Raw genomic sequence first — 14,698 nt, 5'->3', positions numbered from 1 at the left:
AAGAATCCTAGAAAAGTAACCGCCTAATTGGATTAAATAAATAACAATAAACAGAACGTTTATTTATCTAAAAAATGGATTTCATTCATCAAGACAATAAATTTAAAATAAACTAAACTAAAGATGAAAAATTTACTACTAACTAGTTGCATTATTTTGCTGTCCTTGTTCACCACTTGTGACATGTATGCACAACCCGCAGACACCGACATTATTGTCGCACAGGATGGGTCTGGAGATTACTTGACGATTCAGCAAGCCATTGATGCTGTTCCTAGCAATAGTGCGGAAGAAACAGTAATTTACATTAAGAATGGACTTTATGATGACGAAAAGCTATTCATTCCTGCTGAAAAGAAAAATATTACTTTAATTGGAGAAAGCAGAACAGAAACAATTATAAGTTACCATACTTATAATTGTTCCAATCAAGCGATATGTCCTACAGAGGAATATACAAAATGGTCTGTTGATAATATGCTTACTGCCGCAGCAATGACTATCATCGCGGATGGTTTTCGTGCAGAGAACATAACTGTTCAGAACACCGCAGGACCTGTTGGTCAGGCACAAGCCCTCACCATTCGAGGAGACAAGACCACTTTTATCAATTGCGACATTAAAGCTTATCAAGATACCGTTTGGTTTTGGAATGAAGGCAAACGTGCCTATTTTCAAGGCTGTCTTATTGAGGGACGTACAGACTATATTTATGGTGGCGGAATCGACTTTTTCAATCAATGTGAAATCCGTAGCTTTGGAGGAGGTTGGATTACAGCTCCTTCCACGCCGGGTGATCAAAAGTATGGCTTTGTGTTTTACGACTGTGACCTGACCTATGCATACAATAGCCCAAGATCGGGCGATGATGGTAATTTAGTTAGATTGGGGAGACCATGGCACGAATATCCAAAAGTGACATGGCTTTATTGTGATATGACTGATAAAATCCACCCAGAAGGATGGGGTGATGAGTGGAATATGGAATATTCTGCAACTTCGGATAGTCTTGAACTTTATGAATATCAAAATAGAGGAATAGGTGCTGATATGAGCGGTCGTGCCGATTGGGCAGGAATTAGAGTGCTAATTGATGAAGAAGCGCCATTATATGAAATGGAAGTTGTTCTTGGCGGTTGGAATCCTCTTGAAGGAGAGACTCCCGATACAGAGGCACCATCTACACCAACTAATCTTTTCGCTTCAGGTGTAGCAGCAACCAGTATAGATCTTAGTTGGGCAAATTCAAATGATAATGTTGGGGTAACCGGATATGATGTGTTTTTAGATAATGCATTTTACAGTACCGTAACTGGACTTTCAGCTACAGTATCTGAGCTTGAACCATCGACTTCGTACGATTTCTTTGTAAAAGCAAAAGATGCTGCAGGAAATCTTTCAGAAAGCAGTAACACTCTAACAACTTCGACTATAGCCGAAACAAACCCAGATGTTTTTGCAGACATTATTGTTGCTCAAGATGGTTCTGGAGATTACACTACTATACAACCAGCTATTGATGCAGTACCAAGCAATAGTTCTAGTAGAACGGTGATTTACATTAAAAACGGACTTTACAACACAGAAAAATTAATTGTGCCTGCCGATAAGAAGAATATAACCTTTAGAGGTGAAAGCAGAAAGGAAACCATAATAAGCTACCATACTTATACTTGTGGTCAGCCGATTTGTCCAGCAGAAGAAAATTTAAAATGGTCTGTTGAAAATATGAGAACAGCTGCTGCACTTACCATAATTGCAGATGGTTTTCATGGAGAAAATCTCACTGTTCAAAATACGGCTGGTCCAGTTGGTCAAGCCCAAGCGCTTACCATAAGAGGAGATAAAATTGTATTTATTAATTGTGATCTGTTGGCTTATCAAGACACGATTTGGTTTTGGAATGAGGGAAAGCGTGGCTATTTTGAAGGCTGTTTAATTGGTGGAAGAACTGATTATATATATGGTGGTGGAATCGATTTCTTTTACAGATGCGAAATTAGAAGTTGGGGAGGTGCTTGGATTACAGCTCCTTCAACGCCTGAAAACCAAAAATATGGTTTTGTTTTTTATGAATGTAACCTAACTTATGCGAACAATAGTCCAAGAGCTGGTGATGACGGTAATTTGATTAGATTTGGTCGACCATGGCACGAATATCCCAAAGTGAGTTGGTTATATTGTAATATGACTAATATGATTCATCCAGAAGGATGGGGTGATGAGTGGAATATGACTTATTCTTCTACCTCAGATAAATTAGAGTTATACGAATATCAAAATGTAGGACCAGGCGCCGACATGAGTGGTCGAGCAGATTGGGCAGGTTTACGAGCTATGAATGAAGAGGAAGCTCCTTTTTATGAAAGAGCCATAGTATTAGCAGGCAATGATGGGTGGGACCCTGTGGGCGCAGGCTCTGGTAATGGAGAGATTGCAACACTAAGTAAACATGGTTCGGGTTCTTCGTCACAAACAGTGGACCAAAATTCACCTATTGAAGATTTCTATTATTCATGGAAAAATGCAAGTACAATTAAAGTTACAGGACTTCCTGCTGGAATTGATGTTGTGATAGATAATACAGCCAAAACAGTGTCGTTTAGCGGAACTCCAACTGAAGGAGGCGAATATCCCTATACAATTGAAACTGTTGGTGGCGGAGCTACAGCAACTAAAAATGCAACCTTTACAGTTAATTATACCGAACAAGCGGAGTTAATCAAGCATGGTGCAGGAGGATCGTCTCAAACAACTGTTATAGGGACTCCTATTCAAGATTTTTATTATAGATGGTTAAATGCAGATACGGTAGAGGTTAATGACGTTCCTGAAGGTATAATTGTTGATATTGATAATGACTTAAGACAGGTTAGTTTTAGTGGCTCACCAACAGAAGCTGGAACCTTCAATTATACTATTACAACAGTTGGCGGGCTTAACACGGCTACAAAAAGCGGGACATTTACAGTTCTTGGAGTTAATGAAGCGACAATGACCAAGCACGGTTCTGGCTCATCTAGACAGACTGTAGAATTAAACACTATGATTACCCCCTTTTATTACAAATGGACCAACGCAGTTACTGTAATTGTAGATGGTCTTCCTTCAGGCGTAAGTGCTGATATCGACAATGATGGACAGGAAGTACACATCAGCGGAATGCCCTCAGAAGTAGGCTCATTCGATTATACGATTACTACTGTTGGTGGTATCAACCAAGCGTCTAAGTCTGGAAGAATTACTGTAGAACTCCCTGTTTTTACCTCGGAACCGGCATTTCCGGGAGCAGAAGGTCATGGTCGTTTCACTACCGGTGGTAGAGGTGGTCAAGTAATTTATGTAACCAATCTAAACGACTCAGGAGCTGGAAGTCTTCGGGAAGCTGTAAGTGCTTCTGGTCCTAGAATTGTCATGTTTAAGGTATCTGGAATTATAGAATTGCAATCTACCCTTAATATTAGCAACAACAATATCACTATAGCAGGACAGTCTGCTCCAGGTGATGGAATTGCGATAAAAAACCATGCGGTTTACGTGGGAGCTGATAACGTTATCATCAGATATATGAGATTTAGAATGGGTGATGAAGCTCAGGCTGAAAATGATGCCATTTGGGGAAGAAACAACCAAAACATTATTATTGACCATTGTTCTATGAGTTGGAGCACCGATGAATGCTCATCGTTTTATGATAATACAAACTTTACTATGCAATGGTGTATTTTATCCGAAAGTTTAAGGAATTCTGTTCACGGAAAAGGGCAACATGGTTACGGTGGTATATGGGGAGGTAAAAAAGCCAGTTTTCATCATAATCTTTTGGCTCATCATGACAGTCGTAATGCAAGATTGAATGGAAGTCGATATTCAAATTTACCTGAACTTGAGATTGTGGATTTTAGAAACAATGTAATTTACAATTGGGGTGCCAACAGTGGTTATGCCGGTGAAGGAGGGTCTTATAATTTAGTTAACAACTATTACAAGCCAGGTCCAGCAACAAGTTCAAATACAAGTGAGCGTATATTTTCACCAAATGCAGATGGAGGATCCAACAACCAGCTTCCTGGCGTATGGGGTGTATTTTATGTAGATGGGAATTATATGAATGAAAGCCAGCCTGTTATTAATGATAATTGGATCGGTATACATCCTAACCCTTCTTCAAAAGATAAAGAAGAACTTAAGTCATCTACTGAATTTGATAAAGGACAAATAACGACCCATACAGCTGTGGCGACTTTCAATCAGGTACTTCAATATGCTGGTACAAGCCACAAACGTGACGATGTAGATTTAAGAATAACAGAGGAAACATTGTCGGGTACATATACGTTCGAAGGTTCTAATGGAAGTACTAATGGGCTTATAGATACTCAAAATGATGTTGGAGGATGGCCAACTTATAATTCAGAACCAGCTCCTCAAGACTCTGACAATGATGGTATGCCCGATAGTTGGGAGGACAGCCATGGTTTGGATAGTTCTGACCCTAATGATGGAAATGTTAAAACAATTAGCGGAATATATACAAATGTAGAAGTTTACCTAAATGAATTGGTAGCGCCTATTACAGAAGCTCAAAACGAAAATGGTGAGGCAAACTATACCGAACCAGAGGATAATCTTGATACAGTTACTCCAATAGCACCAGCAAACCTGATGGCTTCAAACATTACGGAAAGCAGCGTAGACCTTAACTGGGATGCTTCTACCGACAATGTTGCAGTAACCGGCTATGATGTTTATGTGGACAGCGCACTTTACACAACAGTGACCGATACTGTTGCGTCAGTTACTGGATTGAATGAGTCAACCGCTTATGAGTTTTATGTTCAGGCAAAAGATGCAGCAGGCAATATATCAGAAAGCAGTAATGTAGTTACCGCTTCAACTATCAGTGGCGCTGATGAAACGGCTCCGTCTGCTCCTGAAAACCTACAAGCTAATAACGTAACTGAAAACAGTATTGATTTGAGTTGGGATGCAGCATCGGATAATGTGGGTGTTACCGGCTACAATTTATATGTAGATGGAGAACTGTATGCAACTATAGCAGAAACGTTCACTTCGGTTACTGAACTATCGGAAGCCACTACCTATTCATTTTACATTAACGCGACTGATGATGCTGGAAATGTGTCTGAAAATAGTGAAACTATTAGTGAAACAACACTCGATAGAACACCTCCTACGGCCCCTGCTAATCTTGCGGCCAATGGAGCGACTAAAAACAGTATAAATCTTAGCTGGGATGCCTCGGCTGACAACGTGGGCGTTACTGGATACGATGTCTATGTTGATGGTAATTTTTATGACACATCATCAAGCACCAATATTTCGGTAACCGGTTTGAGTGAAGCAACTTCATACGAATTTTACGTTACCGCTAAAGACAATGCAGAGAACGTTTCCGATGCAAGTAGCTCAATTACTAAATCAACACTTGACGCAACGGCGCCAACAATTCCACAGAATTTATCAGTGTCAAATATAACTGAGATGAGTGCAGATGTAAATTGGGAGGTTTCTTCTGATAATGTGGGGGTACAAGAATATGAAGTTTTTCTTAACGGAGCGTATCATTCTTCTGTATTTAGTAATGCTACAACATTAAATGGTTTGAGACACAGTACTACCTATAAGGTTGCTGTAGTAGCGAAAGATGCCGCAGGAAACCAGTCAGCATTCAGTGAAACTGTTGCGTTTTCTACAGTAACGCCAGTGAGTTCTAATGTTGGTTTGTCTCAACCAATTTTGGCTTCGACATCAAAAGGAGGTCGTGAAGAAGCATATGCTAATGATGGTATTGGTTCTACATATTGGGAAAGTAAAAATGGAATGCCGCAATGGATTAGGATAGATTTAGGTCAACCAATAAATGTTAGTAATGTAACTATTGATTGGGGACCTTCGTACGGAGTGGCTTACGCCATCGAGTATAGCGATGATGATATAAGCTGGAATACAGATACTTATATCAATAACGGCAACGGTGGTACCGATATCTATAATGTAGATTTCCAAGCAAGGTATGTAAGGGTGTATGTTGCCAACAGTTATTATGGCAAAACCGTTGAAATCTATGAGTTAGGAGTATATAGTTATGATAATACAGGCTCTATTTCAAGAGGTAAATCAAAAGAATCTTCTTTATCAAGCAACAGTGCAGAGGAAGAGCAAACCCTACTAGTTTATCCAAACCCTACATATAATAATTTCCGTGTTAATTTTGGTCAACAGGGTAGAGGCGCTACAGTTTTGTTTTACTCAACTACAGGACAGTTGCTTTTTGCAAAGGAATCGGTGATGGAAAAAGAGCTGTTGATTTCAGTAGATTCTTATAATTCAGGCCTTTATTTTCTTAAGGTAATTGAAAAAGACAAGTCTAGCCTAGTTAAGGTCGTTATTAAATAGGCGTGATTTAAAAAATGTTGGTTTTTTGAGTTCCACCTCTTTGCATTTACATATTGCAAAGAGGTGGGGCTTTTTTATTCTGTGTTTTAACTGGAATAGTATTGGGTTCATTGGATAATTGGATAACTAATAAATTTAGTTAAACTATTTCGTAAGCCTTTGGTGACACTTTTTTAGACAACTAAGTGACACCGAATTTGCCCCTTTTTGATTGTAATTATTTGATATCAAATGAAAACAAATAAAATAAAAAACCCTATAAATCAATTTATTACAGGGTTTTAATTGCTTTTAAAGTTAACTTCCAGTGTTTCCACTTTTTTTATTGTTTCTATTTTCTTCTGGAGCTCTATCTCATTTAGCCAATTACTGTTTTTTTTTGTGTGTATTAGATTTTTAACGACTTTGATAGCTATAAACGGAATAACACTCCCTTTTAAATAGTAATGGTAATTACCATTGATTAGCAGCATCATTGACAAGTGAAAAAGGGTGTTTTTATCATCTTCTGATGGTGTGGTAATTACAAAACAATTTGGGCAGGGATTTGTTAAAGGTTTTCCGCTGTTAAGACCTTTGTTTAAGATGAAAAAATGAGGGTTTGCATAAGTTTTTCCGATTCGGTGGGTTTTGATTTTAAAAGTTGACATAGTTATCCAAAAACCTTGACAGCCTTGTGCGGTGGGCTAAGGAAGCCACTTATATTTGCTTCCTTTTTTTATTTTATTCTTAATGTTTGCTTTTCAATTAAATCTAAAATTGCCTGTTTTTGAAAATAGACACGGTTTCCAATATGAACGCGATTTATAATGCCATATTTAGCCCATTGATCAATTGTTACTAAACTCACTTTTAAATAATCGGCTGTTTCTTGTCTTGTTAATAAGCCTTCATCTTTTGTAGTGCTTAATTGTTTTAAATACCCTTCCATTTTTAAAAGCAGTTTATCAGCTACTTTTTCTGCTAATTCATCAACTGTTACTTCCTGAATTTGAATTGTTTTTGTTATCATTTTATTTTGTATTTCATGCTATCTAAAGATATTCTTTCGCAGGTAATCTAGCCGAGCGAGCCGGCTGCGAGCTGAGCAAGGGTGGTGTGGTAAATAGCCCGTTGCATATTTCTGCAAAAGGGCGTACCACAGCAACGGTTTACCGCAAGGGTGGCGGATTTTTTGATTCTATTATTCTATCAGATGGATTTTTATTGGTAGTACAAAATATAAAAAGCTTAGGCAAGTGCAAGGAATGAAAGAGGTCATGGAAGGATTGGAGATCGTTTATCATTTAAGGTTTGGCGTTATATTAATATGTTTAAGAATTTGAAGGATTTAAGGATGTGCAGGGAAAAACAAATTTTGATTGAATGAAAGCCAAACCGTAATGTAAAAACTATAAAGTATTGGATGTAATTACCGACTGAATGAGTTGCTCTTGTGTACTGCTTGCGAAATAGGATAACCCAACATATTCTAATAAACACAAATTAGGAAGCTGTAGGATAGCATTAATGAGGTCCCCTCATTCGCGAGGACAGGGTTATCTTATTTGCAAACTTGGGAAGTTCAAAAAATGTGACACCCGTGAACCTACATATTTTAATTTACAACATAATAAACATTGCACACGGTTCAATTAAAATGCTAAAGATTTATATAAAACAAAATTTATGTAGGTTTTGCCCGAAGCGACCCGCAGGCTCGCATAGCATTAATTAGCGGTTGTACCCTTTTAAATATTTCGCCTGCTTTTGCAGGCACCATATTAGGTACCTGCTTTTCGCAGGTAAGGGTGCAAAGTAGCTACGGGTGAGGAAGGAGCGAATGTGTGTAATAAAACAAATACATAGTACCAACAAGGACGTGTCGCCGAAGTGGTACTATTTATGGTATATGCAAGCCCTTTGAAGGTGAAATGCTAATTGTTTGTGAGATTGCTTCACTGCGTTCGCAATGACGTTGTAACGACGAAATGGCTTGCAGATATGTTTTATGGAACTAAATGGAACGACTGACGAACACCTTATTACCTGCACTACATATTCAATTAGTTGGGGGTTTAGTAATTTATTTAGGTATGAAGTTTTTATATGAAATCATAAAGCTAAAAGAGAACTAATCATTTTTACTTTCTTCCTTTTTTTGGACTAGCATTTTTTGAGGGGATACGATTGGTAGTATAATGCCTTGCATATTTGTATTTGATATGCGTTCATATATAATGCCTCTTGCCGTAGAAAAGCTTATACCTAAAAGTGTTGCAATAAAAACTCCTAAAAAAATGATTGCATTATCTTCTTTTAATTCATAGTGATTTTTTAAATCTTCAATTTTAAAATGAAAATCTAATACAAAATGTGCACCAGCTTCTGAAGTTACGTCTTCGTGTTCTAAATCGATAAATAATCCGATTTTAACCTTTTCTTCTTGTAAGTTATGCATTGTGGTTTGGGCCACATTAATTTTAAAGTTGTTTTCTCCTTTTTGATGTAAATCTTTAATAGAGCTTTCTACTATATTGATGTGGAACAGGTGTATTTTTTCAGGATTTATTTCAACTTCCTTTTTCATTATACAGCTTCGTTGTACGTTGTTTCTACGTAATCATTAATAGCTTCTGTTAATTTACCCCCTTGAATAGAACCTAAATAGACATATTCTATTTGTTTAATGGTTCAATATTTATGAGGTTTATCCCTAAAGCTTCTTCCATTTTAGTAATGCTTTTTAGGGTCAGGTTATGTAATCCAGACAACCACTTCGTTACTTCGGAAGGGGATTTGCCTAACATGTTGGCGAATTCTGTTTTTTTGATATTTCGTTCTTTTAAAACATTGCAAACCTTTTCTGTTATTGCTAGATTTCTTTCAATAAATCTATCTATTTCAGGGTTTTTGCTAGTTTCTAACCAATTATCTAATATGTTGTTTTTAGGAAATTCCATAACTAAAAGTTAAGTTTTAAATTATTATCACAATCAATCAACGTGTCGTTTTCAATCCAAACAATGTCTTTGTCTTTAAACGCTGTATCAATTGCCTTTGTAAGTTGATTTGCCACTATGAAATGAGATTTTACGTTCATTTAATGGTTAAATGCGGTTTACTTTATTAAAAAAAAAATATTACAATTAAATTTGGTTCGTTTTGAGCCATATTCATTGTAAATATTGAGTTTTAAAGATATAAAAAGTGCTTAAACTAACGCAAAAAAAACTTACAAAATTTTAATAAAAAATGATTCTAAAAAGGAGGTAGGCAGTCGAAACCATCGGACTGTTCTGAACATCTAAATATATCTGTTATTTCGCCTTCTGTAAACTGCACATATACAGCATATTTATGGCCGGATGTATTGCCAGTAAATACAAAAACAGGTTCGCTGCACAAACAACCGGTACAGATATTTGTAGATAGGAGAAGGCGTGTATCACCTTTTTCTTTAAATTCCTTAAAGACTTGTATTTGTTGATGGACGTATGGCGTTTTTTTCATGTTGTCGTAATTGGCTTCATCCTCTAACAACTCGTTTAACCTATGGTAATCCATATTTTGAAAGGCTTCAAGAACTTGAATGAGAAATGATTTTACTGTTTCTTTTGTTGCGAGTTTTTGAATGAGTTCTTGTGCTTGCATGTGGTTAATGATTTTATTAAAAGTAAGGAATAAACTTTAGTATTTACATGTGGTGCTATACATTAAACGCTTTTTGCATCAATTCTATTTCTTTATTAGGAATACCAATTCTAGTTGCCATTTCTCTCCAGGAAGCAACCGCTGTTAAAACCTCTTTTAAAATACGGTTCATTTGGTTTTCATCTAAACGAAAATACATGCCTACGCTTTTTGCTACATCATAATCTAACGCATTGTTATCCATATCTATATTTATTGCTAAACCATCTTTATCTATAGACGGGTTGAGGTCGTAAGCAGGGGAGAGCTCCCAACCGTCTTCATTAATTATAAACCCATGATTGCGTAAATGATCATCGGTATTTGAAATGGCTATATTAAAAACAATACGACGCCAAAGTTGCTCCAGGTTCTTTTCTATATTGCTGCCATGGTTTTGAATGAATTCTGCTAATTCTAAATAACTTGCTTGATGCTCTCTGATGGTATCTTCGTTATTACTGGTCATGGTCATAGCAGATGCAAAATGAATTCTTTCGCCATTTTCTCTATCGAATCGTTTAGTAAAAAACGTATTGTAGTTTCCGGTTACTTTTTGGATTTTACATTCAGACATGTTTATACCTGCTTTTAATGCCAATTGATATGCTAGATATTCCCAAGCAGCTTTATCTGTAGTATCATTTTTTGCTGGAAATTTAGCTATCCATAAATTTTTATCGTTATCTAGAATATTGGCTTTGGGTCTGGCACCACCTAATGAGGATCCTGGTGCCATTAAAATTGCTAACCATTGTCTTGCGTCATCGCTGTCGGTATCATTTTCAAAGTTATGTGCAGCGTCTTGAAGTTCTCGTATTGATGACCAAGGTGGGGTTGGGGTTAGGTTGTTATTATCTAAAAATGGACCATTTAGGTCTGTTTTAAATCTTAGAGCACCCATACGGCTTTCGTCATATACACCCAACAAATAGTCGATTTCATAGAGTGTTTTAGCTTTGTCTCCAGTTGTAGCTGCTTCTTGAAGGGCTCTTCTTTTCATAAGTGTACGTCCCCAAGTATCTGGCATACTGTCTAAAAAGATACCAAAATTTTCTTTGTTATTTGGATATTGCGGACCACCATAAAACTGAATATCTGGATCTAATAGCAGTTGGTTTTTAGATTTGATCCAGTTTTTATCATACTCGAAACTAAAGGCCTTTTTGCCTTTCGCATTTAGAGCTGAAAGGGTGCCTATTAATTGTGGTTCTTGCATTGGTTTCCAATGGGCGAATACGTATATGTCTAGTTTTTTGGACATTTATAGATTACTTTATTTATTAACTTTAAATTATACCTGACTGCCACTGGCAGTCCTCCTTTTAATATCAAATGGTTGGCATATTAGGTTTTTTCGTGAGATTGCTTCGCATTTGCTCGCAATGACGGGTGTTTTTATAATAATTCTAAATCTTGTAATTTTCTTCCAAATTCATCATCGGCTGCTAGTTTTAAGAAATCGTCTTGCAATCCTAATACTCTTAATACATTGAAATAGGCGCCTATTGATACTTTAGAACTGCCTTTTTCTATTTGATATAAGGTTGTTCTGTCTATATCTGCTCTCTCAGAAACTTGAGTTGTTGTTAACTTTCGCCTTTTTCTAGCTAGCTTAATATTTTCTCCCAAACGTTCCATAATTTCCTGATGTTTTGGGAAGATTATGTTTTTCTTTGATTTCATTTTGTTGATTATTTTCTACAAAAATAGCATAATTGTGGATAATATGCAACATTTTGTGTTTTTTAGCTTATTTGTGGCATCCTATTGGTCTTTGGCAATATATTTACCAGTACTTAATGTTGAGGTTTTACCTTGTAATTCAATTTTTGCATAAATAGGGGATTCTCCGTTACTATTTTGCTTGTCTGTTTTAATGTAGAAATAAGTTTTAATCATAGTTTTACTATTTTAATGTTTGACAAAAATCTTAGTAAAACTGAAGTATAGATAGGGATTCCCTAGCATTCCCTAGAATTTAGTTACCCTAATATGTTCGGTTTTTGTAGGGTAACTGTACTTTGATATATAATGTGTATTTTGACTATATACCAAAAAACAAAAAACCCTCTAAACATCATGTTTAAAGGGTTTTGACTTTTAAAGTGTCTTTTGACAGCTTTATTAGCGGAGAAAGAGGAACTATCCGTAAACTTATTTTTACTTATTTTATTGGGTTTATGGGAGGTCATTTTAGGTATATACGCACCGAATTACGCACCTCATATTATTTATTCATCTAATTGTATTCAAAACGAGATAAATTACCCCAAAAATTATAAAGTATTTTTCTCTAAAATAATCTCAATAGTTTACTTTTAATAAAATACATCAACTTTCAGTTTAGCTTTCAGCGTTTTTTTAAACCTCTTTTTGAGAAATATCAATCCTTACTTATGTTAAATTCAATACCCAAATGCCTAAATAATTTCCTTACCTTCATTCTCCAACTTGTCCTAGCCTTAATCCATGATTTTCCACCTTCAGGAATTAGAATATTATCGTTTGAGTGCATGGGCTTAATTTTACTTTGGGATACATTTCCATCAAATTTTAATAATAGATAAGGATCTTGTGTTGGACAACCTTCATCATCCAAATCAAATATGCTTTGATGTTCCTTTTGGTTGTATTTTTCCTTTTTAGCTTTTAATCCTTTAAATAGGTCTGCCAATGAAATATGCTCAGTAATAAAATCTAAATCATAAATATCTTTATTTGCTGCCCTACTTGAACCAGTTATTAATTTAAACAGCCCAATATCTTTTGTAGTAATTAATCTTATTCCATCAATAGTTTCTGGGGCATCCATCATTTTCATATTTTGGATAACCTCAACTTTAATCATAGTGCCACAAGGTTTGGTCACCCAAAACCTTAAAAAGGTAAATTGCTCACTTTCTTTGCCAGCTGGATAGTCAATACTTGATATGTTTTTTTCACCATAAAAATCAACGACTTCTTTTTGTATTTGCTCTAAATGTTTTATCCCAATAATTTCAGGACAAAATAAATCAATGTCTTGAGATTCTCTATGACCAAATCGGATAGCCAAATTTGTACCACCTGCCAATGCAAATTGCGATAATCCAGAAAGTTGCTGTAATTCTTTGATTGTGGTTAGGAGTACTGGAGAAACTGTACTCATTTGCTAAAACTTATAGCGTAAAAAAGTAGGTTTATTATAACGAGCAGCAACCATTCTACATATTTGGTTACTTATACGTTCTTTAGTATTTTTAAGTACTGAATATATTTCATTAGCAGTATATACTTCCTCAACAGAAGCAATATCTTCTTTAAAAGTTTTCTCATTAGTAGCCAATAGCATTCTTGGGATGATAACTTCTTTATCTTTTTTTATAGATAATTTGTTGACATCCATATCCCAAAACACTTTTTTGGAAACTATATTGGCTATGTTTACTTTGGTTTTCAAAACTTCTTTATCTTCTTTTATACTATTAAGTACATTACAAATATATAAAATAGTATTTAATTGGCTATTTGTTAAAACATTACTTTAACTATTAAGAGCAATATCTATACCACTATTTACAATATAATCTCCTTATTTTTTAATTATTCATCTTTCTAAAAAATTAGATAAAGACAAAAAAACATAGAAATTAATTAAATGTTCAAGCTTCTAGTTCTGTTGCAATAACTCATTTAAGTTAAATACAAAAAAATAATCAGAACTTTTAGAATATGACTTTATGTTATATTGGTTAGCGGAAGCATAACAAACTTGAACATTCTCATTTTCTATAGCTAATAAAGCAACCGATAAAGTTGAAATCTTATTATTGAGAGGGGATATTACAATATTGTAATCATTTTGATATTTATTTACTAACTTATCTAATACCTTTTTTGTTTCTAAAACATTTTTACATGAAAACTCGAAATCTTCAATAATTAATGAATGGTATCTTTCATTAATTTCTTCAAACCTTTCACACGAAATTTTATTTAACTTTTTATTGATTGAATTTAATTCAGAAGGTTTTCCCAGCAATAATCTGTTGGGCTCAAAAGAATCTATAATTTCTTTTGTCCTTTCAACTTCAAAACCATTTAAAACAATAAGCATTAACTTTTTTGAAGGCAAGTGCAATCCTGAATATCCAAAAATTGAACGAATATCTCTTACACCCTTAGACAACCATTTAGGATAGTTCTCTGCAGGAGTATAGACTAAATTGATAGAAAAAACATTTCTAAATCTATCTAATGACAATATCTTAACTAAAACTAAAAGTATTTCCCGGGTAAATGTTGTTATATCAATTACCACGTTAAGGTTTTTATTATAATTAATTTGTTTATCAAAAAAATGGTAAAAAATATCAAATGTTTCAATTGCCCTGTGCCTAGGGTAGGTAATTATAGTTATATGAGGTAGGTTTTTATTAATTTCTTCTGAATTTATTTCAGCTTGAACATAATTATCTTTCAGATGAAATAAATAAGCTTTATCTACTTTCGTGTTATCTAAGCTTTTCCCTAAAAAAGTTGACCTTTCCTCAAATCCAGAAGAACATAAGAATAAGTCAATTATTCCAAAATGGTTGATTATCTCTGATGTGTTAATTTTCAT

Annotated in this window: 13 protein-coding genes; 1 reads left to right on the top strand and 12 read right to left on the bottom strand. The window is 35.1% G+C overall.

All coding sequences use genetic code 11. The features are described from left to right. The first annotated feature begins 123 nt into the window (after window positions 1-123). Complete coding sequence (locus VP395_RS00730; RefSeq protein ID WP_346239780.1) at window positions 124-6,420, top strand: pectinesterase family protein; 6,297 nt, start codon at window positions 124-126, stop codon at window positions 6,418-6,420. 281 nt (window positions 6,421-6,701) lie between these two features. Here VP395_RS00730 and VP395_RS00725 read toward each other — a convergent pair whose 3' ends face one another. The 12 genes from VP395_RS00725 to VP395_RS00670 form a co-directional block, all read right to left on the bottom strand. Further along, window positions 6,702-7,070, bottom strand: coding sequence for a DUF6943 family protein (locus VP395_RS00725; RefSeq protein ID WP_346239779.1), 369 nt, complete (start codon window positions 7,068-7,070; stop codon window positions 6,702-6,704). A gap of 68 nt (window positions 7,071-7,138) precedes the next feature. Further along, window positions 7,139-7,432 (bottom strand): helix-turn-helix domain-containing protein, encoded by a 294-nt coding sequence (locus VP395_RS00720; RefSeq protein WP_346239778.1) that lies wholly within the window; start codon window positions 7,430-7,432, stop codon window positions 7,139-7,141. Between the two features lie 1,101 nt (window positions 7,433-8,533). Then, window positions 8,534-8,989, bottom strand: coding sequence for a hypothetical protein (locus VP395_RS00715; RefSeq protein ID WP_346239777.1), 456 nt, complete (start codon window positions 8,987-8,989; stop codon window positions 8,534-8,536). An 88-nt stretch (window positions 8,990-9,077) separates the two neighbouring features. Then, window positions 9,078-9,362, bottom strand: coding sequence for a helix-turn-helix domain-containing protein (locus VP395_RS00710; protein WP_346239776.1), 285 nt, complete (start codon window positions 9,360-9,362; stop codon window positions 9,078-9,080). A gap of 2 nt (window positions 9,363-9,364) precedes the next feature. Beyond that, window positions 9,365-9,502, bottom strand: a complete 138-nt coding sequence (locus VP395_RS00705; protein WP_346239775.1) for a hypothetical protein — start codon at window positions 9,500-9,502, stop codon at window positions 9,365-9,367. A gap of 158 nt (window positions 9,503-9,660) precedes the next feature. After that, window positions 9,661-10,053, bottom strand: coding sequence for a hypothetical protein (locus VP395_RS00700; RefSeq protein WP_346239774.1), 393 nt, complete (start codon window positions 10,051-10,053; stop codon window positions 9,661-9,663). A 55-nt stretch (window positions 10,054-10,108) separates the two neighbouring features. Continuing rightward, window positions 10,109-11,356: a type II toxin-antitoxin system HipA family toxin gene (locus VP395_RS00695; protein ID WP_346239773.1), complete on the bottom strand. Its 1,248-nt coding sequence runs from the start codon at window positions 11,354-11,356 to the stop codon at window positions 10,109-10,111. Window positions 11,357-11,490: 134 nt separating this feature from the next. Further along, window positions 11,491-11,778: a helix-turn-helix domain-containing protein gene (locus tag VP395_RS00690; protein WP_132215073.1), complete on the bottom strand. Its 288-nt coding sequence runs from the start codon at window positions 11,776-11,778 to the stop codon at window positions 11,491-11,493. 81 nt (window positions 11,779-11,859) lie between these two features. Then, a complete protein-coding gene (locus tag VP395_RS00685; RefSeq protein WP_346239772.1) occupies window positions 11,860-11,994 on the bottom strand; it encodes a hypothetical protein in 135 nt (44 codons plus the stop codon). Between the two features lie 484 nt (window positions 11,995-12,478). Further along, window positions 12,479-13,243: a nucleotidyl transferase AbiEii/AbiGii toxin family protein gene (locus tag VP395_RS00680; RefSeq protein WP_346239771.1), complete on the bottom strand. Its 765-nt coding sequence runs from the start codon at window positions 13,241-13,243 to the stop codon at window positions 12,479-12,481. 3 nt (window positions 13,244-13,246) lie between these two features. Further along, window positions 13,247-13,534 (bottom strand): DUF6922 domain-containing protein, encoded by a 288-nt coding sequence (locus VP395_RS00675; RefSeq protein ID WP_346239770.1) that lies wholly within the window; start codon window positions 13,532-13,534, stop codon window positions 13,247-13,249. A gap of 210 nt (window positions 13,535-13,744) precedes the next feature. Next, window positions 13,745-14,698 carry a hypothetical protein gene (locus tag VP395_RS00670; protein WP_346239769.1) on the bottom strand — a complete coding sequence of 318 codons (954 nt, stop codon included), beginning with the start codon at window positions 14,696-14,698 and terminating at the stop codon, window positions 13,745-13,747.

Source organism: Mariniflexile soesokkakense, assembly GCF_039650365.1.
Lineage (GTDB): Bacteria > Bacteroidota > Bacteroidia > Flavobacteriales > Flavobacteriaceae > Mariniflexile > Mariniflexile soesokkakense.
Note: the sequence above shows the minus strand (reverse complement) of the source record. Positions and strands in the feature narration are given on the sequence as shown.

What these genes read in the sequence shown, in the direction of transcription:
- VP395_RS00690 (WP_132215073.1), bottom strand. Translation starts at nt 11,778, where the DNA reads ATGAAATCAAAGAAAAACATAATCTTCCCAAAACATCAGGAAATTATG.
- VP395_RS00685 (WP_346239772.1), bottom strand. Translation starts at nt 11,994, where the DNA reads ATGATTAAAACTTATTTCTACATTAAAACAGACAAGCAAAATAGTAAC.
- VP395_RS00730 (WP_346239780.1), top strand. Translation starts at nt 124, where the DNA reads ATGAAAAATTTACTACTAACTAGTTGCATTATTTTGCTGTCCTTGTTC.
- VP395_RS00695 (WP_346239773.1), bottom strand. Translation starts at nt 11,356, where the DNA reads ATGTCCAAAAAACTAGACATATACGTATTCGCCCATTGGAAACCAATG.
- VP395_RS00710 (WP_346239776.1), bottom strand. Translation starts at nt 9,362, where the DNA reads ATGGAATTTCCTAAAAACAACATATTAGATAATTGGTTAGAAACTAGC.
- VP395_RS00670 (WP_346239769.1), bottom strand. Translation starts at nt 14,698, where the DNA reads ATGAAAATTAACACATCAGAGATAATCAACCATTTTGGAATAATTGAC.
- VP395_RS00720 (WP_346239778.1), bottom strand. Translation starts at nt 7,432, where the DNA reads ATGATAACAAAAACAATTCAAATTCAGGAAGTAACAGTTGATGAATTA.
- VP395_RS00715 (WP_346239777.1), bottom strand. Translation starts at nt 8,989, where the DNA reads ATGAAAAAGGAAGTTGAAATAAATCCTGAAAAAATACACCTGTTCCAC.
- VP395_RS00725 (WP_346239779.1), bottom strand. Translation starts at nt 7,070, where the DNA reads ATGTCAACTTTTAAAATCAAAACCCACCGAATCGGAAAAACTTATGCA.
- VP395_RS00705 (WP_346239775.1), bottom strand. Translation starts at nt 9,502, where the DNA reads ATGAACGTAAAATCTCATTTCATAGTGGCAAATCAACTTACAAAGGCA.
- VP395_RS00680 (WP_346239771.1), bottom strand. Translation starts at nt 13,243, where the DNA reads ATGAGTACAGTTTCTCCAGTACTCCTAACCACAATCAAAGAATTACAG.
- VP395_RS00700 (WP_346239774.1), bottom strand. Translation starts at nt 10,053, where the DNA reads ATGCAAGCACAAGAACTCATTCAAAAACTCGCAACAAAAGAAACAGTA.